Consider the following 20,354-nt stretch of genomic DNA (forward strand, 5'->3'; position numbering starts at 1 on the left):
TAAGGACACCCGACGCGCATGCAGCCCGCCGAGCACGACGCCACCCTCCCCGCGGCACTGGAAGGCCAGCCCATCGAGCGCATGACGCGCGACGGGGTCGACTACGTCATCCTCGGTACTGCGCACGTATCGCGGGCCAGCGTCGAGGCAGTGAATGCCCTGCTCGATACCGAGCATTTCGATGCCGTGGCCGTGGAGTTGTGCGCCAGCCGTGCGCATGGCATCCGCGATCCGGAAGCGTTCAAGCAGATGGACCTGTTCCAGGTCATCCGCCAGGGCAAGGCCGGCATGGTCGCCGCCAGCCTCGTGCTCGGCTCGTTCCAGAAGCGCCTTGCCGCGCAGTACGGCATTGAGCCGGGCGCGGAAATGAAGGCGGCGATGGATGGCGCTGATGCGCGCGGTATTCCGGTGTGGCTGGTGGATCGCGAAGTAGGCACCACCCTCAAGCGCGCATGGCGCAGCGTCGGCTTCTTCCAGCGCTTTGGCCTGATGGCCGGCATGCTCGGCAGCGTGTTCGAGCGCGAAGATATTGCCGAGGAAGATATCGAGAAGCTCAAGCAGGCCGACCTGCTCGAGAGCGCCTTCAGCGATTTCGCCAAGGGTTCCGCACCGCTTTATCGCGCACTTATCGCCGAGCGAGATGAGTTCATGGCGGCGAAGCTGCGCGAAGACGGCGACCGCATGGATCCCGCCGCCCCGAGCCGCAAAGTACTGGTCGTGATCGGTGCCGGCCACCTGAAGGGCATGAGCGCGGAGCTGGCCAATCAGCATGGCAATCCGCAGGCCATCTCCGATGAGCTGGCGGTCACGCCGCCGGCCGCGAAGTGGCCCAAGTTTCTGGCCGTGGGCATCGTGCTCGCCATCTTTGCCGTCATCGGCTTCGCGTTCTATCGCAACCCCAGCCTGGGCAAGGAAGCGCTGCTCAACTGGGTGCTGCTTACGGGCGGCCTGTCCGCACTGGGTGCGCTCATCGCCGGCGCCCACCCGCTCAGCATCATCGCGGCCTTTGTCGCGGGGCCGGTCAAGCCGTTCCGCCCAGGCATACCCTCCGGCGCCGTCAGCGCCATGGTCGAAGCCTGGATCCGCAAGCCGCGCGTGGTGGATTTCGAGCAGCTGCGCGATGACATCACGCACTGGACCGGCTGGTGGAAGAACCGCGTGGCGCGCACGCTGCTGAACTTCTTCCTGGTGTGCATCGGCACCATCGCCGGCGAGTACATCGCCGGGATCCATATCATCCGCAGCCTGCTCTAAACACCTGGCGCATCGGCCAGACCCATCGCGCGCAAGCGCGCTCCTACACCAGGCCTGCGCAGGCCATGTAGGAGCGCGCTTGCGCGCGATCCAACGTGCGACACCCTGACCGGGCCCGCAGCACACCCGCACCGGGGCGGCAGCGCCATGCTGCGCCGCCGGTTGTCGCCCGCGCGAGGCCGCCTCTATACTCCAAGGGCTGCTTTCACCCCCGGCCCCGCCCGGCACCCAGGGAATCATTGATGAAGCGTCTGTATCTGTACGGTCTGATCGCTGTAGCTATGTGTGCCACGACGGCGCACGCCGAAGGGGACAAAACCAGGGGGCGCCAGCTCATCTATACGTGCCAGGGCTGCCACGGCGTGCCGGGCTATGGCAACGTTTACCCCTCGTACCATGTGCCGCATATCGCCGGCCAGAACGAGCAGTACATCGTCAATGCGCTGAAGGACTACCGGAAAGGCTTTGTCGCACCGGGCACGGGCCGCTCGCATCCGACCATGGGTGCGCAGGCCGAAAGCCTGTCGGATAAAGACATTGCCGACATCGCCGCCTACCTTTCCAGTCTCGCCAAGTAAGCTGCCGAGGACGCATGATGATCCGTGGGTTCACCCTGACTCTCATCGGCGCCGCGCTGGCGCTGACCGCTTCGACATCCATGGCCGCCGGTGATCCGGCCGCCGGCGCCAAAAAGGTCGCCACCTGCGTGGCCTGCCACGGCAAGGATGGCAACTCGATCGATCCTCAGTACCCGCGCCTTGCTGGCCAGTACGCCGATTACCTCGCACAGGCATTGCACGAGTACAAGAACGGCAAGCGCGATAACCTCGTCATGAAGGGTTTCGCCGCCACGCTGTCCGACACCGACATCGAAGATATCTCCGCCTACTTCCACACGATGCCGACCAAGCTGAGCGGCCTCGAGGGGCATGTGCAGGGCGATTGACCCGCCCCCCCCGTTACGCGTAACAAAAAAGCCCGCTATCGCGGGCTTTTCGCTTTGTGTAGGAGCGGGGGGGGGGGGGGGGGGGGGGGGGGGGGGGGGGGCCCCCCCCCACCCCCCCCCCCCCCCCCCCCCCGCTCCTACAAGGGCCGGGGCATCAGCCCGCTTTGCGCTCGAAATACGGCTTCTCGCCCGTCGCGTGGTCGGTGGCGTCGCGCACTTCGGTCACTTCGGGAATGCGCTCGCGCAGGGTCTTCTCCACGCCGTTCTTCAGCGTGACATCCACCATGCCGCAACCGTGGCAGCCGCCACCGAAGCGGAGCACCACCACACCTTCCGACGTAACCTCCACCAGCGAAATGCGGCCGCCGTGCGAAGCGATGCCCGGGGCGACCTCAGTCTCGAGCACGTACTTCACGCGCTCCACCAGGCCGGCGCCCTCACCAGGGGCCTCGCCCTTGATCCGCGGCGCGCGGATATTGAGCTGGCTACCCGTGGGGGTCATTTCATAATCGATGTTGGCCGGATCGAGCCAGGCCATGCTCTCGCCATCCACATACAGGTTGAAACCCTGGCACTCGATGGTCCACTCATCGCCGGTGAGCTCGGTGGTGGAGCAGAACTCCAGCTCACACTGTGCGGCGGGGGTGCCCGCGGCAACAACGCGCAGGCGAACGCCAAGGCTATCCTCGCCCTGCTGGGCGATCAGGCGCTGGAAATGCGCCTGGGCGCGTTCCGAGATATCGATCATGGTGGCTCCGCAAAGACATGCCCGGCGTGGGGACCACCGGGAAACAAGACCATTTTAGTACGGTTTCGATCTGGGCGCGCCCTTTTGACAATTCAACCGCGACCACGGACGCTTCCGTTCTTTCCCCGGATGGACCTTTCGCCATGTCGCTTTCCCCGCTCGCCACCCAGCACTGCCAGCCGCGCAAGGGCGCCGAACACGCGCTGGACCGCGCCGCCATCGATGGCTACCTGAAGGACCTGCCCGGCTGGGCGCTGAGCGCGGACGGCAAGGCGATCGTGAAGGACTTCCCGTTCAAGGACTTCCACCACACCCTGGGCTTCATCAATGCGGTGGGCTTCATGGCCAACCAGGAAGACCACCACCCCGACCTGGAAGCTGGCTACGGGCATTGCCACATCCTTTGGTCCACCCATGATGTGGGCGGATTGTCGCTGAACGATTTTATCTGCGCCGCGCGCGTCGAGGCCCTGCTCGACCGCTGACGTGCCCTCACGCCGTTACCGCCTGCTCGCGCTGGCGATGGCCGCCCTGGCCATCGCCACGTTGTTTGTGCTCCCCCTCCTGGCCGCCCGCATCGTAAGGGGCGCACTGGAGGCGGGCGGCGCTGCGGATCGCACGGCCTACGCCGACGGCGCATCCCCCTGGTCGTGGCGCTTCCGTGGCGCCGATGACATCGTCGCGGGAAAGGTATTTGGCGACGGCACGCTAAAGGTCGAGAAAGTCGGCCTCATCGTGCTGCCAACACGCAGCGGCCGTGGCGAAATCGGCTTTCCACTGACCCGGCAGGCCGATCTGCGCCGACTCAACCTGCTGAGGCTGGATGCCGCCTCGCAAGGGGGCGACTTTGGCCTCGTCGTACGCCCCACCCTCGCTGATCCCCTGGTGCGCGCCGACATCCCCGGCCTCGCCGGGCCCGTTCGGCTCGATCAGCTGGCCTGGCGCGATGCGACGGGCCAACCGGTGCCTGCTCCCACGCGCGCTGCCATGCTGCGGCTTGCCTTTACCCTTCCGCCGGCGTCGACCCTCGCATTGCGTGGGGCTGGCCTCGCGCGCGCGGGCGGGGCCCTGCCCGAAAACGGCATCCCCATCCCTGCCGGCCTCACCGCTGAGGAACTGCTGCGCTGGCGCGACAGACAGCGAGACCTCGATCCGTTGGTCACGCTCGGCGTGGCGCCCGCCGCCGCCGCCCCGTGGGCCCCGTGGATCGCCCCGGCCACGTATCTGGCATTACTGGCGGTGGGCATGGTCGTCACCCGCCGCCGCAAGGACCATCCAGGCCCGCTAACGGACCTGGCCAACGCAGCCCTTAGCCTGGCAGGCCCCGCCTGGTTCATCGCAGGCATGCAACTCGGCCCCAGGCCAGCCGCGCACGCACTGATGATGTTCGCGGGCGGCGTGGGCTACGCCATTTACCTCGCCTGGATTCGAGCCCTGCCTCGCTGGCATTGGCGCGGCGGATGGGCGATGTCAGGCTGGCCACTGCTTGCCATTCCGGTTGCCCTTGCCATCGCCACGGCCGCCGGCCACGCGCCGGTGTGGCCACCCACCCCGCGGATACTGCTCTATCTCGGCTGGGCCCTGTTCCAGCAATGGCTCATGCTGGCGGTGGTTGCAGGCTTACTGGCCCGAGCCCTGCCCAGGCCGATGGCCGTGCTATTGACCGCCATCGCCTTTGCGCTGCTGCACACACCCAACGGCTTGCTCATGCAGCTGTGTTTTGTCGCCGAACTCGGCTGGGCCTGGTGGTATCTGCACCAGCGGGCATTACTTCCCGTTGCACTGGCGCACGCGGCCAGCGCCGTGATCATGCAGGCCTGCATGGCGGGAGGGGTGCTGCGATCCCTCGAGGTGAGCGCCCGCTTCCTGTCGTGATCAGCTGCGCAGATTGTCCAGGAACGTCTTCAGATCGTCGGGCAACGGCGCAGAAAAATCGTAGTTCTTGCCGTCAAGATCGAAACTCATCCGCGTGGCATGCAGGAACATTCGCTTCAGGCCCTTGGCGCGGAAGCGCTTGTTGGCCTCCTCGTCGCCGTACTTCGGGTCACCGGCAAGGGGGTGGCCGACGTACTGGGCGTGCACGCGAATCTGGTGGGTACGGCCGGTGCCCAGGGTGGCGCGCATCAGGCGGCAACCCGGGTACTGCTCCACTTCCTGGAAGAAGGTGAGCGAGGGCTTGCCCGCATCATCCACCCGGACCATGCGCTCGCCGCCGTGCATTACGGACTTGAGCAGCGGGGCGTTTACGTCGAACTTCGCCTTCCGCGGGGTGCCGGTCATCAGGCACAGGTACTGCTTCACCACGGTGTTCTCGCGAATCAGCGCTTGCAGCCCGGTGAGCCCGGCGCGGCTCTTGGCCAGAACGAGGACGCCACTGGTATCACGGTCAAGGCGGTGGACCAACTCCAGGTGCTCGTTGGGGCGAGCCGCGCGGAGGAGTTCGATCGCGCCATGGCTCACGCCGCTGCCGCCGTGGGCGGCAATCCCCACCGGCTTATCGATGACCAGGAAGTGCTTGTCTTCGAAAATCACCGAATCGCTGACCGCCTTCACCATGCCGGAAGGCGCAACCGTCTCATCGCGCTCTGCGATTCGCACCGGCGGAATACGCAGCATGTCGCCGGCGGCCAGCCGGGTTTCCGGCTTGGCACGCTTGCCATTAATACGTACCTGTCCCGTTCTCAGGATCCGGTAGATCAGGCTACGGGGGACGCCCTTGCACAGGGTCATTAGCGCGTTATCCACACGCTGCCCGTCCCTCTCGGGGCCGATTTCGACCAGCCGTACACCTTGGCCGCCGTCGAGGGAAGTTGCCGTCTGCATTGATAAAACTCGAAATTGATAGGATACTCGGCCAGCGCCAGGCTCCGCTGAAGACTTATTCTCTCGCGGGGTGCCGGTTCCGTCACGTAAGGCGAGTGTCGCGCTATCCCATCCGAGGGGTTGGGAGGCGAAAGACACCCTATATCGTAACGGTTCGGGTTGCGGTTGTCCGGTTATCCGTAAGGAAACGGGCCGGTTGCAAGGCGCTTATTAACGAATCACGCCGGGACCAGGCATCGGCCCCGGATACCAAGCCGCTTAAAGCCTCATCGCAGCGGCGCGATCCCCGGCAGGCCGCCACACGGGCGCCACCGCGGCGCGCGGCCGCGCGGCAAGGCCGAGGAATCTACAATGAAGCGTATGTTGATCAACGCGACTCAGCGCGAAGAGTTGCGCGTGGCCATCGTCGATGGCCAGAACCTTTACGATCTCGACATCGAAATCCCGTCCCGGGAACAGAAAAAGGCCAATATTTACAAAGGCCGCATCACTCGCGTCGAACCTTCCCTTGAAGCCTGCTTCGTCGATTACGGCGCAGAGCGGCACGGCTTCCTTCCGCTGAAGGAAATCTCCCGCGATTACTTCAACCCGAACGCGGAAGGTAAATCGAACATCCGCGAGCTCCTGAAGGAAGGCCAGGAGATCATCGTCCAGGTCGAAAAGGAAGAACGCGGCAACAAGGGCGCTGCCCTCACCACGTTCATCAGCCTGGCCGGCCGTTACATGGTGCTGATGCCGAACAACCCGCGTGCGGGTGGTGTTTCGCGTCGCATCGAAGGCGAAGATCGCCAGGCCCTGAAAGAAGCCCTCGAGCACCTCTCGGTGCCGGATGAGATGGGGCTTATCGTGCGTACCGCCGGCATGGGCCGCGACGCCGAAGAACTGCAGTGGGACCTGGATTATCTGCTCCAGCTGTGGAAGTCGATCTCGGCCGCCGCCACCTCGCAGAAAGCACCGTTCCTGATCTACCAGGAATCGAAGCTGTTCATCCGCGCGCTGCGCGATTACCTGCGCAACGATATCGGCGAAATCCTCATCGACGAGGAATCCCTGTTCAAGGACGCGCGTGATTTCGTCCAGCAGGTCATGCCGAACAACCTGCGCAAGCTCAAGCTGTACCAGGACCCCACCCCGCTCTTCTCGCGCTACCAGATCGAGACCCAGATCGAATCGATCTTCGAGCGCAACGTACGCCTTCCCTCGGGCGGCTCCATCGTTATCGACCAGACCGAAGCCCTCACCGCCATCGACATCAACTCGTCGAAGGCCACCAAGGGCAGCGATATCGAAGAGACGGCGTTCAACACCAACCTCGAAGCCGCTACCGAGATCGCCCGCCAGCTGCGCATCCGCGATGCCGGCGGCCTCATCGTCATCGACTTCATCGACATGGACAGCCCGCGCCACCAGCGCGAGGTGGAAGAGCGCCTGAAGGACGCCCTCAAGGCGGACCGCGCCCGTGTCCAGATCGGCCGCATCAGCCGCTTCGGCCTGCTTGAGATGTCGCGCCAGCGCCTACGCCCGAGCCTGGGCGAGGCCACGCAGAACGTGTGCCCGCGTTGTGAAGGCCACGGCCACATCCGCAGCGTGGAGTCGCTGGGCCTGTCGACCCTGCGCCTGATCGAAGAGCACGCCATGAAGGAGAACACCGGGCAGGTCCTGGTGCAGGCGCCGCCTTCGGTCGCCAACTTCATGCTCAACGAAAAGCGCGCCAGCGTGGTCGAGATCGAGCTGCGCCACAGCGTGCACGTGGTGGTGGTGGCCGACGACAAGCTGGAAACCCCGCACCTCGAAATCACCCGTATCCGTGAAGCGGACATGGGCGAGCACAGCAAGCCGAGCTACGAGCGGACCACCCCGGTGGTCGCCACGGCCCTGCCGAAGATGGGCCAGATGCTGGGCAGCGGCGAGCAGCCGCTGGTGACGGGTGTCGTTCCGTCGTCGCCCGCCCCCATTCGCGAGGACGAGCCGGAAACCGTCGCCGCGCCGGCCCAGGCCGCGCGCAGCGCCGCACCCGCCGCGCCCACCGGCGGCTTCTTCTCGCGCCTGTTCAGCGGCCTGTTCGGCGGTGGCGCCAAGCCCGCACCGGCGGCCGCCGCTACCCCGGCCCCGGCATCGGGCCGCCGCGAGGAATCGCGCTCGGGTGGCCGTAGCGACCGCAACGATCGCAACCGCCGTGATGAGCGCCGCGGCGAAGGTCGCGGCGAAGGTCGTGGCAAGGGCGAGCAGCGCCAGGGCCAGCGCAAGGACAAGGACAACGCCCAGGGCCGCCAGGCCCAGCAGCAGCCGAAGCCCAAGCAGGAAAAGGGCCAGCAGCCGCGCCAGGGTGAGGAGAAGGCCGCCCGCCAGAAGGATGGCCAGCAGGGCCAGGGTGGTCGCCAGGGCGGCCGTCAGGACCCGCAGGAAAAGAACCCTAACAACGAGAACCGCCGCCAGCAGCAGCCGCGCAACGAGCGCCAGCCGCAGGGCGAGAAGGCCGATAAGGGCGAGAAGATCGAGAAAGTCGCCGCACAGGCTCAGGCGCCGCGTAACCAGGCTGAGAAGCCGACCGTGGCTGCGGCCGCTGTGGCTGATGAAGCGCTGCTGACGAGCGCGGCCGCCGAGCTGCCGCTCGCCACGGGCGAAACCGCCGAGGGCGATATCGCGGACGGTTCGGCCCAGGGCGAAGGCAACCGCGAAGCCGGTGAAGGCGGCCAGCGCCGCCGCCGCGGCCGTCGTGGTGGCCGCCGCCGCCGCCGTCAGGAAGATGGTGCGCAGGCCGGCGCCATCGAGGGTGGTGCCGAAGGTGCCGACCTTGATGACGAAGAGGGTGATGATGAGATCGGCAGCGGTCGCGACAGTGCCAGCGTCCCGCCCGTGCTCGATACGCCGGAAGCCGCCGCCCATGCCGTGAAGGCTGAAGCCCCGCGCAGCGAGGCCACGCGCCCCGCAGAACCGGGCGATGAAGAGCACGTGCCTTCCGCGCTCACCCTGCCCTCGCTGCCCAAGCTGCCGCCCATCCCCGGCAATGCCGTGCCTGCCACTCCCGTGGCTACGTCGCACGAACCGGTCTCGCCCGCGGACTCGGTGGAGGTTCGCACGAGCGAGCGCCGCCAGACTGAATCGGATGCACCGCTCAAGACGGCACCGGTCGCCTCGTCGCATACGCCGGTTCCGGCCGCTGCCGCGCCTTCGGAATCGGTGCTCGATGCACCGGCCCGTGGCGTCGCTTCGGACGAGTTGGCAGTTCCCGCGCCGACCATCGACGCGGTGAAGACCGAAGCTGCGGCACCCGCCGCTCCGATCGCCGAGGCAGCCGCCCCGGTCGTCGAACAGGCTGCACCGGTCATCGAGCCCGCAAAGCCCGCCGAGGCACCGAAGAGCAACGGTATCGCGCCGGATGACGCCGCCGTGGCCCCAGTGGCTGATGCCGAGGAAGCAGCAAAGGCGGCGGAAGCCGAGACGCCGGTCGTGGCCGCTCCGGCGGTCGCTGAAGCGCCGAAGCCTGCCCCTGCCCCCGTGACGGCGCCCTCGCCGGCCGCTACGGCACCGACGCCCGCACCGGCACCGACGCCCGCACCGACGCCTGCGGCAGCACCGGCCGAGCCGGTCACGCCGAAGTCGCCGGAAGCATCGAACGTCTCGCACGTTTCGCACGCGCCCGCCGCACCGACCGACCAGCCCGTATGGACGCCGCCCACCCAGGGCGAGTTGCTCACGCGGCCGCGCCAGGAACCGCACGACGGCCAGGCGTAAGCACGACACGGTGGGGAGGCCACGTGCCTCCCCACCGCATTCGGTAAACAAAAACGCCGGGCTAGCCCGGCGTTTTTGTTTACCTGCCCCACGGAAAAACGCTAGTTGCCAACCTGGTGGTTATGCGTATCCAGCAAGCCGTGAACCGTCATCAGGTGGGCGAGCCCCACCACATGATCCACGTGCAGCTTTTCCATCAAACGCTGTTTGTAAGTGGAGACCGTTTTCGGGCTCAGGTTCAGGCGCTCGCCGATGGACGTGAGCGGCATGCCACGCACAAGCATCATCGATACTTCCATCTCCCGCGTGGATAGCGAATCGAACGGCGAATCCGAGCCATCCAGCGTCGCCAGCGCCAACTGCTGCGCCACGGTGGGCGCCAGGTAACGGCGGCCGCCAGCGACAGAACGTACGGCCGTCAGCAGCTCATCCGCCGAGCACCCCTTGGTCAGGTAACCGAGGGCACCGGCATCGAGCAGGCGCTTGGGAAAACGGGCATCGTCAACCACGGTGAGGATCACGATATTCGTACGTAGCTTGGCGCGGATAACGCGCTCAGTGAGCTCCACGCCACTCATGCCCGGCATGTGTACGTCCACCAGGGCGATATCCGGCGACTGCGCGCGGATGAGGCGCAGGCCCTCCTCCGCGGTACCGGCCTCTCCCCTGATCCGGAGGTCAGCCTGCTGTTGCAGGATCATCCGGAAGCCGGTCCTGACCAGTTCGTGGTCATCGACCAAAACAACACTAATCATTCATTGCCCTCCCTGGGCCGACTGTACTTCTTTGCGCGCTTTCGGCGCGCGGCCTGCGAATACATACAATGCCAGATGTGCAGGCGTGACAACCAGCGCACCCCTATGATTGAGCGCGGCCGGTACCCGCTGTAGCGGCGTTTGCCGATCGTTGCGAGGTGACACCACCTGATGTTCGTGTCATCGTCCGGCGCGAAAGCCTGTAGGCATTGGGAAGCATCATGGACGATCGACCGTTCCTGCTCGGCAAGCTTGCCGCGCTAGAGTCCGCACTGGAAGCGGCCATTTCGAGCCACCCTGAATCAGGCATGCTCACGCTGGCTCTTTGCGAGGCCATGGCCCGGCGCCAGCCTGCCGGGGATATCCCCGACGTACGGGGCTTTGCCGAAGGATGGCTCGCGATCGTGACACCTTTATTGACCTCACACGCGAATGCGCGGCGCGCGGGGCCCGCCGCATCACCCGACGGCCGCCGCCACTGATCTAGCTTGAGAGCGTTCTCATTCGTCTGCCTCAAGCCATGCCTGGCTCCGCGCCTTTCTCGCCGCATGGGCTGCTGCACCGCGCCGCAGCAGCACAATGCCCGCGAGAATGAGGATCGTAGGCCACAGGCGTCCGCCCGTCGCCTTGGCCAGCAGTTTGCCTGCCGCCATGGCCCCAATGGTGCTCGCATGGCTAGTGGTCTGCGCGACGGCCATGGCCCTTCTCCCCATCGTGATGCGAGGATGCCAGCGTTACCGCAGGCGCATTTGGCTGGTGTGAAGCTCACGATTAGGCAACCTTCGCAGGTATCACCAGATCCGAACGCGCTCCGCCTTCGGCAGATACAGGCGCATACCAGGGCCGACGTCAAACGCGGCGTTCCAGCTATCCAGGTTACGCATCGTCCATACCCGCTGCGCACCGGGTGAGTGGCCATTGGTAAGCAGCCGACGACGCAGATCCGCATCGCGGTAGCGGTAACGCCATAACTGCGCCCACCCCAGGAAGAAGCGCTGGTCGCCCGTAAAGCCATCCAGCACGGCTGCCGCGCGCCCATCGGGCGAACCCTTATATGCATCGTAGGCGACCGTCAGGCCGGCGAGATCCGCGATGTTCTCGCCCAGGGTCAGCCTGCCGTTGACGTGCAGCCCCGGCAGCGGCTCGTACTGGTCGAATTGGCGCACCAATGCATTAGTACGTGATCTGAACGCCGCGATATCGCCTGGCGTCCACCAGGTCGCAAGACGGCCATGTTCATCGTACTTCGCTCCCTGGTCATCGAACTGATGGCTTAGCTCGTGTCCGATAACGGCCCCGATGCCACCGTAGTTCACTGCGGCATCCGCGTGGGGATCGAAGAAAGGTGGTTGCAGGATCGCGGCGGGAAAGGTGATCGCAACCGTCGGGTAGTTAGCGAAGGCATCCACAGTCATGGGCGTGGTCGTCCACTCCCATCGATAGACGGACTTGCCGATACGTCCCAGGTCCCAGTCGTGCCGCCATTGACGGGCGCGCATCGCGTTACCCACCAGATCATCCGGGCGCATCACCAGTTCACGATAGTCATGCCAGCGATCGGGATAACCGATACGCGGGGTGAAGTTGCGCAGCTTCGCGTGGGCGCGCAGCTTCGTGGCAGGCGCCATCCAGTCGAGCGCGTCAATCCGTCGATCCATGGCAGCGATGATCCCCTTCACCATGTCGAGTGCAGCAGCCTTCGTTTCGGGCGTGAACCAACGCGCCACGTACGCCCTGCCGACGTCATCAGGCACTGAGTCCACCGCGAACCCCACTGCCCGTTGCTCGCGCGGTTCGCGCCGTTCGCTACCGTCGATCACTTTGCCGAAGAACGCAAAGTCTGCATCGGCGACGGCGTCTGGTAATTCATCGGCATACGCATGCACAGACTGGATAAGCAACGCATCACGCAATACGGCGACGGGCGTGTCGGCAGTGAGCTTGTCGATGGCGGCTACGGCATCCGGCTGCATGACGACAACGCGCGTTGCATCGTTCGTCGTGTGACCCAACAGGGTTGCGACGCCAAGGTGGGGCAATGCGGCGTCCAGCGCACCGAGCGTCGTGGGGTTGTAGGTGCGGGCGGCATCACGGTTCTGCACGGGCGTCCAGCTTATCTTCGCCACAGCGGTTTCGAAGGCCATCACCGCATGAGCACGCTTGGCAGCACCACGCTGCCCGGCCAGTTCCAGCGTGCGCGCCATCCAGGCCTCATAGTGCGCGCGTGTGTCTGGCAGCGGTTTGTCATCACTCAAGTAGTACGAACGATCGGGCATCCCGAGGCCAGCCTGGGACACGATGGCAACGTAACTATCCGGATCCCCATCATCTGGCTGAACATCGATGCCCACGGGCAGCGCGATACCTAGCCGAAGCGCATCGGGTAACAACGCCCGGTACGCCGCGAGATCCTGTACGGCAAATACGCGACGCAGCCACGGCTGGAGCGGTGCCATGCCCAGATGCTCGACGCGATCGTGGTCAAGGTAGCTCGCGTACGCGGCGCCCATGCGGCTCGATGGATCACGGCGCGCCGAGTCCAGGATGTCGCGCACGCGTGCTGAATTCGTATCCGCCATGCGGGTGAAGAGTGAGACCGTGGAGTGATCCGGCGCAATGGGCGTGGTCTTCGCCCAGGTGCCGTTGGCGTAGGCATAAAAGTCGTCGCCCGGCCGCACCGAGCGATCCATGCCCGCTTCGTCAAAGCCGAAGTGGCCGGCTTGACGGGCTTGCCCGAACATCGCCCCGGGAACGCACAGGACTGCGCCGACGAACGCCAGCACACGGAAATGCCTTAACCACACCATGCGATTGCCCTCCTGTTGGCCAGTGTAACGGGTGAGGACCGTGCTTTTTCGATATCACCTTTTCGGCTTCCGTGCCATCCAACCGCCCTTTCATCGGATAGACCACCACCTGCCCTCGCTGCGCTGGAAGACTCCGGCCACCATCCACACGGCGATCTGCGAGGGAATCATGGCAATCAGCAAAGCTGTTCGGCTCGCCCTTCTTGTCGTACCCCTGAGCGCCTTTGTCGCTACACCCGTCACCGCTGCCAATGGCCGCGCGAAGAGCGATATTGGCCTGTATGTACGCCAATGCGCCAAGGCGTACGAATGCAACGGCATCTATCTCGTCGCGCAATCGGGCCAGATCATCTACCAGGGCGCTGTCGGCAGGGTATCGGCCAGCAGCCGCGAACGCCTCACGATCCATTCGGCATTCGACATCGGCTCCATCAGCAAGCAGTTCACGGCAGCGGCGATCATCCGGCTCGCGGAACAACACCAGCTCGATATCGACGATCCCGTATCGAAGCACCTTGCCGGGTTCCCCTACCCGCAGGTGACGATTCGCCAATTACTCAACCAGACATCGGGCGTACCCGATGTCATGCCGCATTACACGGCGATGATCCTGGGTGGTCGCACCAGTGGACCGGTTGAACTCGATGACATCGTGGATGTGCTCAAGGCATCCCGGCTACCTCTCACAGCGCCACCCGGCAGCGCATTCGCCTACAGCAACACGGGCTACACGCTGCTCGGCAGGATCATCGTGAACGCCTCCGGAAAGAGCTACGCGGATTTTCTTCGCGATGAGTTCTTCGTGCCGCTAGGCATGCAGCACACGTGGGTGCGGACGCCTGCGATGGAATCGCCCGTTGGCGTGAACCGCGCCTACGGCATGCGGGTAACACGGAACGGGTCCATCAAGCCGTTCGACCAGGTGCCTGGCCTGTACCTCTACGGCGGTGGCGGCATTTATGCCACGGCGGGTGATTTATTGTTGTGGTCGGACGCACTTCACCACGGAAAGGTGATGTCGCCTGCGCATTGGCGGGAGGCGACGGCACCGGTGACGCTGGCCGATGGATCCATGAGTCCGTACGGATTCGGTCTAAGCCTGAAACGCAGTTATCTGGGCGAGCGAGCCGTAACCCACGGCGGCCACTGGCGTGGCTTCAAGAGTGACCTCACCGCACTGCCCGACCGCGATGCGACCATCATCATTCTCACGAATAACGGTGAAGACGAAGAGGTCGAGCGGGCCCGCGATGCTTTCGAAGGGATCCTGCACAAAGATGGCTAGCGACAGCGCGATGCGCGCCGCCAGCCCCAAAAACAAAACCCCGGCCAGAAGGCCGGGGTTTCGTAAGATATGGAGCGGGAAACGAGACTCGAACTCGCGACCCCGACCTTGGCAAGGTCGTGCTCTACCAACTGAGCTATTCCCGCGTCGTGAGCCGGCCATTATAGGGATTTGCGCCGGGTGTGCAACCCCCTCTTTACGCCATGCCGCGGGCCAGTTTCATGACCAGCAAGAGAGCCCCCACGCCAATCACCACGGACGCCGCCACGTAGGCCACGGCAAGCCCCAGCTGACCACGTTCGTACAGCAGAACCGTTTCCAGGGAGAACGTGGAGAAGGTCGTAAAACCACCCAGGATGCCGGTAGCAATGAACAGGCGCAGCGACTGCGGCGCGTTGCCCTGCACGGCCAGCCAGCCGGTAAGTGCGCCCATCAGCGCCGAGCCCAGGATATTGATGATCAGGGTGGCCCAGGGGAAACCCTGGCCCAGCAGGCGCATGCCAAACATGCTTAGGCCATAACGGGCCATGGAGCCCAGACCACCACCGATAAATACGAGCAGATAACCCACGAATACCTCGCGTCTTCGACTAAGGGCGACGCGCGTGGGGCAGACATAGGCCTACCGTGGCACCGCGTCGCGGCCACTACGGTAGGAGCTATCAGCCAGTCGGCGGTTATCGGGAAGCCCCATTCCCATCAGGCATGAGCCTAATAGGCCGATGGTGCGACGCGCAAGCGATCAGGTAGCGAACACTTGCGCGATCGCATCGACCGGCTTGCGCAGGATCGTTTCGTTGAACGTGAGGTGCAGGCGGCCGTTATCGGGCTTGCCTACGACGATATCGACCCGGCGAGCGCGCTCCTGCAAGCCATCGGCCACCTTGGGATCGAGCACCGCGATGGCGATGTTGCTGCCGCGATCCACGCGCTCGATGCGGATGCCGGGCATGTTCGCGACCTTCGCCAGCAAGGCTTCGCCTGCGGCGCGTACACGAGCGAATCGCTCTCCGAAATGATCCAGGCCGTGTAGTGCAAGCACCGCTGCCGGGAAACCCCTGAAGATGGTGCCACCGAAGATATGCCGCACGTGGCGTGCGCGATCGATGTGCGCTTTATCACCGGCGAGCATCGCGCCGAAGGGAGCGCCCAGGTACTTGTAAAGCGAGACGTACACAGTATCGAACGGTGCCGCGTAGGTTTTGGGATCGAAGCCTTCCATGCCCGACATCAACAACAGGCGTGCGCCGTCCAGGTGCATACCCGTGCCGTTCTTCTTCGCGATCTCGGCGATGCGCAGGATCGTATCGAGGGCGATGGTTGAGCCATCCAGACGGCGCACCGGGCTTTCCAGTGAGATGGCGCCGATCTCCAGCGGATAGGGATCTTCCGAGCGCTGGTTATAGGCCGCCTGGATCGAGGTGACCAATGCCTCGCTCGTACCACCCTCGATCGGCACGGGGTTGATGCCGCTAAGCACCGGCGTGGCATCCTCCTCGTCGCGGTAGACGTGGCTCTCCTTTTGCAGGAGCAGGTGCCGGCGGTCGCCGCAAAGAATGCGTATGGCGATCTGGTTGGCCATGGTGCCGGTCGGCATGAACGCGGCATCTTCCTTGCCAAGCAGTTCGGCGAAGCGCCTTTCCAGCTTCTCCACGGAACCCTCGTGCAAATAGATATCGCCGATATCCGTATCCGCGCCCATCGCATCCTTGAACCGCTGGGCGAAGTAAATCGAGCGCGTGGGCACGTCATCACCGACCAGGGCAATGACCTTTTCCACCGGGATGGGCTTGTCGGGTGGCGGCACCGCCGGCGCCGGGGCGGCGGCGAGGCTTAACGACGTGCCCGCGGCCGCGAGCGAAAGGGCGCCCAGCGGCACCGCCTGGAGGAACTCACGACGACTGACCATGGACGGCTTCCTGCGTGGTGGTGCGCGGAGCGTCACACGGAAGGCATCACCCCGGCAATGGCTCACGCAGGGCGGCCGCGTCGCGGCGTGGTGGCGCGCCGAACATACGGGCGTATTCGCGGCTGAACTGCGAGGCGCTCTCGTAGCCCACGCGCCATGCTGCCGTTTCCGCGTTGGCTTCACCCGAGGCGAGCAGGTGGCGAGCCTCCAGCAGGCGTAGCTGCTTCTGGAACTGCAGCGGCGTCATGGAGGTAAGCGCCTTGAACTGGCGGTGGAATGCGGAGGGGCTGAGCTGGGCGATGGCGGCAAGGTCATCGATGCTCATGGCCTCGGTGAACTTCGCCCGCAGCGTATGCACGGCCGTGAGCACGCGGTGGGTACGGTTATCGGCCAGCGCCACCTTGGCGATATCCGCCGCATGCGGGCCGCTGAGTAGCCAATAGGCAATCTCGCGCAGCACCAGCGGCGCCACGTGCGGGATCGCCTGCGGGGTATCGAGCAGCCGCAACAGGCGGATCACGCCATCGGCCAGCGGCCCGTCGTAATCGGTGACGAACACGCCACGCGGCACATGCGATGACACCTTTACCGGGGTCGGCAAGGTCTCCATCACCTCGGTGATGAGCTTCGGATCCAGCCCGATCACCACGCCCAGGAACGGTTCGTCGGGACTGGCCGCGGCGACCCGGGAAAAGGCCGGCATTTCCACGCTGACCACCAGCGCTTGCCCTGCGCCGTATTCATAGCGGCGGTTGCCGAACGTGCTCCATTTGGTGCCCTGCGCCACCACGCACAACGAGGGCTGGAACAGCAGCGGCGACGGACGCCGTGGCAGATCGGAACGCAGGATGCCCACGTTATCGATGGCGGTCATCCACGGGTTACCGCCCGGGTGCGTATCGGTATAGCGGCGGACGAGCTCTAGAAGGGCCTGGGACATGGTCAGGGGCTCCGCGGGACATGGCCGGATCGTAACCAGCCTACGCCCCTTCCATGGGGCCATGAGCAGGATCAGGCAAGAAGTGGCCGAGTTCCGGCATTCGGGCCAGGCGCCGCCAGCCCTACCTTTCAGGTACCCCTTTCTAAGCCGGAGTACGCCATGTCCACCCACGCATCGCCCACCCGCCGCATCGCCATCGTGACCGGCGGCAGTCGCGGCCTCGGCCGCAATACCGTCATCCACCTCGCCCGCCGCGGCGTCGATAGCGTGTTCACGTACCACGCCAACGAAGCCGAGGCCCGCGCCACGGTCGAAGCCGTGGCCGCCGAGGGCGCGCGTGCCATCGCCCTGCGCCTGGATACCGGTGACATCAGCACGTTCGATCACTTCGTGGAACAGCTGCACCCTGCCCTTGCCAGCCTCGGCGCGGTGCGTTTCGATTACCTGGTAAACAACGCCGGCACATCGCACCACACGCCGATCGCGGAAAGCACCGAGGCGCAGGTCGACGCGCTATACAACGTGCACTTCAAGGGCGTGTTCTTCCTTACCCAGAAGCTGTTGCCGCTGATCAACGATGGCGGCCGCATCATCAACGTCTCCAGCGGCCTCACCCGCTTCGCCATGCCGGGCAGCGCGCCTTACGCCGCCATGAAGGGGGCGATCGAGGTGCTCACACGCTACTTCGCCAAGGAATTCGGCGCACGCGGCATCACTGCCAACTGCGTGGCGCCGGGTGCCGTGGCCACCGATTTCAGCGGCGGCATGGTGCGCGATAACCCCGAAGTGAACCGCCGCGTGGCGGAATTCACGGCACTGGGCCGCGTGGGGCAACCCGACGATATCGGTCCGATGATCGCTTCGCTGCTGTCCGACGATAACCGTTGGGTCAACGGGCAGCGCATCGAAGTGTCGGGTGGCATGCTGCTCTGATAACGCGAAGCGAGCCCGCGCCGGCCAACGGCGCGGGCTCTTCACAGGTTACGGGCAACCGGGCACGGGGGCTCCCACACGCGGGCTCACCACGATGCGGTCCAGATCGGGCGCGAAGCCCGTCGCATTACCCAACTGGATCGTGTTTGCACCCGCGCGAAGCGGCACTTCCAGCACGCGTGCCACCGGGTCATCGAAGCTGCTGCCATCCAGGTCCAGCTGCGTCGGCGCCTGCCCATTGATCGACAGGTACAGCGAACGCGGCCCCTTCGTCGCGTAGTCGATTTCCAGCTGGTACACACCGGTGCGCGGCACGCTGACATTCGAGAACGTCACGCCATTCGCCGCACCGCCGCCGATGTTTCCCGCCTTGGCCAGACCTGAGAAATAGTTGCTAAAGCCAGCGGTAACCGTGCCGCCCAGTGTCGCGGACTCGGCTTCGTACACATCGGACGATGGCGCAGGCACCCCCATGCCATCACGGATGACGATGCGATCCAGATCCGGCGGGTAACTCACGTCGTTGCCGAAGCGGATGCGGTTGGCGCCCGCCTTCAGGCACACCGGCAAGGTGCTCGACGATGGCAATTGGAAGCTTCCGCCACCGGAATTGAACGTGTGGTACGGACCATCGTTCACCCGGTACAGGTAGGAACGCAGACCCTGGGTCAACGAATCGACCTGCATGAGGTACACACCATCGCGCGGCACGGTGACGTCGGTGAACGTCACGGTGTTATTCGTTCCGAGGCCGAGGCCACCGACCTTGTTTCCGCCGGCACAGCCGTTGCACTGGAACACCTGGGCCGTTCCCGCCAGCGTCGCGGCTTCCGCCTCGTACGCTTTCGACGGCGGTGCCAACACGAGCCCGGGGAGCCGGTCGACCATCAGTAGCTGCGTACCGTGCGCCGGCAGCACGACGTCGTGCTTGCCTGCCGAAGGACCGAGTTCGCGATGGGTCCACAGATCGCGCACACGCAGCGCACCCGGAATGCCCAGCAGCCGCCATGGCAGCGTCACGGTCGCCGGCGCGCCGGTCATGTTGAACAGCGCCACGTAGTAGCGACCACCACCCAGATCGCTCACCCACACCTGCTTGTCACCGCCAAGCACCTGGCGTGCGGGGTGGCCGGACTGATCCACCGCCAACACATCATCGTTGGTTGCGAGCTTCAGCCCATCCGGATCCACCTTGGTCAGGTCGCCGCCGAGGTACAGCGGCGCATTGGCCATGGCCCAGATCGTCATCGCCGAGCGCTTCTCATCCAGGCTCAAACCATCGAGCTCACCATCGGCGATATCCAGCGTATCGAGGTCGTTCCAGCCGTTGGTCGGGCCTGCCGCATCCTGCCACCCGGGCAGATCACGGAAGCGCTTCTCGATGCGTGGCCAGTTGGTCAACGTGGCACACCGGCCCTCGCATTCCACGTCATCATCGATACGGCGTGCGTTCGCATAGCCAGCCCAGATGTCGTTGTAATCCTTGTCCACCTGCCACGACACCGTGAACCACATGGGCCGCCCGCTGCGCGCAATGGCCTTGGACCATGCGACGACATCCTCGCGGTTGTCGATGCTGAGGTCATCGCTATAGGAACCTGGGGTGACGCCATCGAGCTTGATGAAGTCGACGCCCCATGAAGCGAACAAGGCCACGACGGAATCCATGTATTCCTGCGCACCCGCCTTGGAGAAATCGATCTTGTAGTGGTACGGCGACTCGCCGGGGCCGCCAAACGCGTTACCCGCGCGGTGCGGCAACACCAGGATGTCCTGGATGCGCCGGTCGCTGCCAAGGATCGGCGAGTTCGCCTGCACCGCCGGTTCTTCCACGCCGGGAATCCAGTAAATGCCGGCCTTCTGCCCATTGGCATGGATGTGGTCGATCAACGCCTTGATATCGGGAAACGTGTTCGGATCGGGAATGGGCCTGCCGTTCGCATCGAACGCGCCCATCCAGCCCGAATCAAGGTTGATGTAGGTATAGCCATGCGCTTGCAACCCCGATGCGGCCAACGCATCGGATTGCTTCAGCATGTTGGCCTGCGTAAGAAACGCAGGGTCGATCGTCTGCTGGCTGAAACTGCTCCAGCCCAGATAGGGGCGTTGGGCCACCCCATTGACCTGCGCGGTAGCGGTACTGGCCAGGGCGGCGAGGCCGCAGGCCAGGGCGAGGCGGGACAAGGTCGGAACATGACGAACAGGCACGGCGCGACTCC

Annotated in this window: 18 protein-coding genes, 1 tRNA gene and 1 riboswitch; of the genes, 9 read left to right on the forward strand and 10 right to left on the reverse strand. The window is 65.0% G+C overall.

Annotation, left to right across the window (positions count from 1 at the left end; translation table 11 throughout):
* Positions 1-18: 18 nt before the first annotated feature.
* The 3 genes from ABIE56_RS04445 to ABIE56_RS04455 all read left to right on the forward strand — a co-directional run bounded on the left by ABIE56_RS04445 (position 19) and on the right by ABIE56_RS04455 (position 2,200).
* Positions 19-1,254 (forward strand): TraB/GumN family protein, encoded by a 1,236-nt coding sequence (locus tag ABIE56_RS04445; protein ID WP_429242633.1) that lies wholly within the window; start codon positions 19-21, stop codon positions 1,252-1,254.
* A 242-nt stretch (positions 1,255-1,496) separates the two neighbouring features.
* Complete coding sequence (locus ABIE56_RS04450; protein ID WP_429242634.1) at positions 1,497-1,832, forward strand: c-type cytochrome; 336 nt, start codon at positions 1,497-1,499, stop codon at positions 1,830-1,832.
* 14 nt (positions 1,833-1,846) lie between these two features.
* Positions 1,847-2,200: a c-type cytochrome gene (locus ABIE56_RS04455; protein WP_429242635.1), complete on the forward strand. Its 354-nt coding sequence runs from the start codon at positions 1,847-1,849 to the stop codon at positions 2,198-2,200.
* Positions 2,201-2,354: 154 nt separating this feature from the next.
* Here the strand turns inward: ABIE56_RS04455 and ABIE56_RS04460 are convergent, their stop codons facing one another.
* A complete protein-coding gene (locus ABIE56_RS04460; RefSeq protein WP_429242636.1) occupies positions 2,355-2,948 on the reverse strand; it encodes an NfuA family Fe-S biogenesis protein in 594 nt (197 codons plus the stop codon).
* A 143-nt stretch (positions 2,949-3,091) separates the two neighbouring features.
* On the opposite strand from ABIE56_RS04460, the gene ABIE56_RS04465 reads away from it, so the two are divergent.
* Both ABIE56_RS04465 and ABIE56_RS04470 read left to right on the forward strand, forming a co-directional pair.
* The gene (locus tag ABIE56_RS04465; RefSeq protein WP_429242637.1) at positions 3,092-3,433 is read left to right on the forward strand and encodes a 4a-hydroxytetrahydrobiopterin dehydratase; all 342 of its coding nucleotides are present in this window, start codon (positions 3,092-3,094) and stop codon (positions 3,431-3,433) included.
* A 1-nt stretch (position 3,434) separates the two neighbouring features.
* Entirely contained in the window at positions 3,435-4,823 is a 1,389-nt protein-coding gene (locus tag ABIE56_RS04470) for a CPBP family intramembrane glutamic endopeptidase (protein WP_429242638.1), read from the forward strand.
* On the opposite strand, the gene ABIE56_RS04475 is transcribed toward ABIE56_RS04470, so the two are convergent.
* Complete coding sequence (locus tag ABIE56_RS04475; RefSeq protein WP_429242639.1) at positions 4,824-5,771, reverse strand: RluA family pseudouridine synthase; 948 nt, start codon at positions 5,769-5,771, stop codon at positions 4,824-4,826.
* 351 nt (positions 5,772-6,122) lie between these two features.
* Between ABIE56_RS04475 and rne the strand changes: the two genes are divergently transcribed.
* Positions 6,123-9,506, forward strand: coding sequence for a ribonuclease E (gene rne / locus ABIE56_RS04480; RefSeq protein ID WP_429242640.1), 3,384 nt, complete (start codon positions 6,123-6,125; stop codon positions 9,504-9,506).
* 101 nt (positions 9,507-9,607) lie between these two features.
* On the opposite strand, the gene ABIE56_RS04485 is transcribed toward rne, so the two are convergent.
* Complete coding sequence (locus ABIE56_RS04485; RefSeq protein ID WP_247434994.1) at positions 9,608-10,261, reverse strand: response regulator; 654 nt, start codon at positions 10,259-10,261, stop codon at positions 9,608-9,610.
* A 221-nt stretch (positions 10,262-10,482) separates the two neighbouring features.
* Here ABIE56_RS04485 and ABIE56_RS04490 point away from each other — a divergent pair, with 221 nt between their 5' ends.
* On the forward strand, positions 10,483-10,743 hold the full coding sequence (locus ABIE56_RS04490; RefSeq protein WP_429242641.1) for a hypothetical protein: 261 nt from the start codon (positions 10,483-10,485) through the stop codon (positions 10,741-10,743).
* A gap of 18 nt (positions 10,744-10,761) precedes the next feature.
* Here the strand turns inward: ABIE56_RS04490 and ABIE56_RS04495 are convergent, their stop codons facing one another.
* Both ABIE56_RS04495 and ABIE56_RS04500 read right to left on the reverse strand, forming a co-directional pair.
* Positions 10,762-10,959, reverse strand: coding sequence for a hypothetical protein (locus ABIE56_RS04495; RefSeq protein WP_429242642.1), 198 nt, complete (start codon positions 10,957-10,959; stop codon positions 10,762-10,764).
* A 93-nt stretch (positions 10,960-11,052) separates the two neighbouring features.
* Positions 11,053-13,068, reverse strand: a complete 2,016-nt coding sequence (locus ABIE56_RS04500) for a M13 family metallopeptidase (protein WP_429242643.1) — start codon at positions 13,066-13,068, stop codon at positions 11,053-11,055.
* Between the two features lie 169 nt (positions 13,069-13,237).
* Here ABIE56_RS04500 and ABIE56_RS04505 point away from each other — a divergent pair, with 169 nt between their 5' ends.
* Entirely contained in the window at positions 13,238-14,353 is a 1,116-nt protein-coding gene (locus tag ABIE56_RS04505; protein ID WP_429242644.1) for a serine hydrolase domain-containing protein, read from the forward strand.
* Positions 14,354-14,423: 70 nt separating this feature from the next.
* Here ABIE56_RS04505 and ABIE56_RS04510 read toward each other — a convergent pair.
* The 4 genes from ABIE56_RS04510 to ABIE56_RS04525 form a co-directional block, all read right to left on the reverse strand.
* Positions 14,424-14,499: transfer RNA gene (locus ABIE56_RS04510), tRNA-Gly, on the reverse strand.
* Positions 14,500-14,549: 50 nt separating this feature from the next.
* Positions 14,550-14,924, reverse strand: a complete 375-nt coding sequence (gene crcB / locus ABIE56_RS04515; protein ID WP_429242645.1) for a fluoride efflux transporter CrcB — start codon at positions 14,922-14,924, stop codon at positions 14,550-14,552.
* Positions 14,925-14,999: 75 nt separating this feature from the next.
* Positions 15,000-15,060: riboswitch (Fluoride riboswitch) on the reverse strand.
* A gap of 35 nt (positions 15,061-15,095) precedes the next feature.
* Positions 15,096-16,262, reverse strand: a complete 1,167-nt coding sequence (locus ABIE56_RS04520) for a threonine aldolase family protein (protein WP_429242646.1) — start codon at positions 16,260-16,262, stop codon at positions 15,096-15,098.
* Between the two features lie 46 nt (positions 16,263-16,308).
* Positions 16,309-17,202 carry an AraC family transcriptional regulator N-terminal domain-containing protein gene (locus tag ABIE56_RS04525; protein WP_429242647.1) on the reverse strand — a complete coding sequence of 298 codons (894 nt, stop codon included), beginning with the start codon at positions 17,200-17,202 and terminating at the stop codon, positions 16,309-16,311.
* A 159-nt stretch (positions 17,203-17,361) separates the two neighbouring features.
* Between ABIE56_RS04525 and ABIE56_RS04530 the strand changes: the two genes are divergently transcribed.
* Positions 17,362-18,135 carry an SDR family NAD(P)-dependent oxidoreductase gene (locus tag ABIE56_RS04530; RefSeq protein WP_429242648.1) on the forward strand — a complete coding sequence of 258 codons (774 nt, stop codon included), beginning with the start codon at positions 17,362-17,364 and terminating at the stop codon, positions 18,133-18,135.
* Between the two features lie 48 nt (positions 18,136-18,183).
* On the opposite strand, the gene ABIE56_RS04535 is transcribed toward ABIE56_RS04530, so the two are convergent.
* A complete protein-coding gene (locus tag ABIE56_RS04535) occupies positions 18,184-20,343 on the reverse strand; it encodes an alpha-galactosidase D (RefSeq protein WP_429242649.1) in 2,160 nt (719 codons plus the stop codon).
* Positions 20,344-20,354: the final 11 nt, after the last annotated feature.

Origin of the sequence: Luteibacter sp. 621 (genome assembly GCF_050435445.1) — a bacterium.
In the GTDB taxonomy this organism is placed as follows: Bacteria; Pseudomonadota; Gammaproteobacteria; order Xanthomonadales; family Rhodanobacteraceae; genus Luteibacter.

Excerpts from the sequence above, each read along its gene's own strand:
- ABIE56_RS04490 (WP_429242641.1), top strand. The coding sequence starts at position 10,483 with ATGGACGATCGACCGTTCCTGCTCGGCAAGCTTGCCGCGCTAGAGTCC.
- ABIE56_RS04460 (WP_429242636.1), bottom strand. The coding sequence starts at position 2,948 with ATGATCGATATCTCGGAACGCGCCCAGGCGCATTTCCAGCGCCTGATC.
- ABIE56_RS04505 (WP_429242644.1), top strand. The coding sequence starts at position 13,238 with ATGGCAATCAGCAAAGCTGTTCGGCTCGCCCTTCTTGTCGTACCCCTG.
- ABIE56_RS04485 (WP_247434994.1), bottom strand. The coding sequence starts at position 10,261 with ATGATTAGTGTTGTTTTGGTCGATGACCACGAACTGGTCAGGACCGGC.
- ABIE56_RS04450 (WP_429242634.1), top strand. The coding sequence starts at position 1,497 with ATGAAGCGTCTGTATCTGTACGGTCTGATCGCTGTAGCTATGTGTGCC.
- ABIE56_RS04445 (WP_429242633.1), top strand. The coding sequence starts at position 19 with ATGCAGCCCGCCGAGCACGACGCCACCCTCCCCGCGGCACTGGAAGGC.
- ABIE56_RS04455 (WP_429242635.1), top strand. The coding sequence starts at position 1,847 with ATGATGATCCGTGGGTTCACCCTGACTCTCATCGGCGCCGCGCTGGCG.
- ABIE56_RS04500 (WP_429242643.1), bottom strand. The coding sequence starts at position 13,068 with ATGGTGTGGTTAAGGCATTTCCGTGTGCTGGCGTTCGTCGGCGCAGTC.
- ABIE56_RS04525 (WP_429242647.1), bottom strand. The coding sequence starts at position 17,202 with ATGTCCCAGGCCCTTCTAGAGCTCGTCCGCCGCTATACCGATACGCAC.
- rne (WP_429242640.1), top strand. The coding sequence starts at position 6,123 with ATGAAGCGTATGTTGATCAACGCGACTCAGCGCGAAGAGTTGCGCGTG.
- ABIE56_RS04475 (WP_429242639.1), bottom strand. The coding sequence starts at position 5,771 with ATGCAGACGGCAACTTCCCTCGACGGCGGCCAAGGTGTACGGCTGGTC.
- ABIE56_RS04520 (WP_429242646.1), bottom strand. The coding sequence starts at position 16,262 with ATGGTCAGTCGTCGTGAGTTCCTCCAGGCGGTGCCGCTGGGCGCCCTT.
- ABIE56_RS04530 (WP_429242648.1), top strand. The coding sequence starts at position 17,362 with ATGTCCACCCACGCATCGCCCACCCGCCGCATCGCCATCGTGACCGGC.
- ABIE56_RS04465 (WP_429242637.1), top strand. The coding sequence starts at position 3,092 with ATGTCGCTTTCCCCGCTCGCCACCCAGCACTGCCAGCCGCGCAAGGGC.
- ABIE56_RS04495 (WP_429242642.1), bottom strand. The coding sequence starts at position 10,959 with ATGGCCGTCGCGCAGACCACTAGCCATGCGAGCACCATTGGGGCCATG.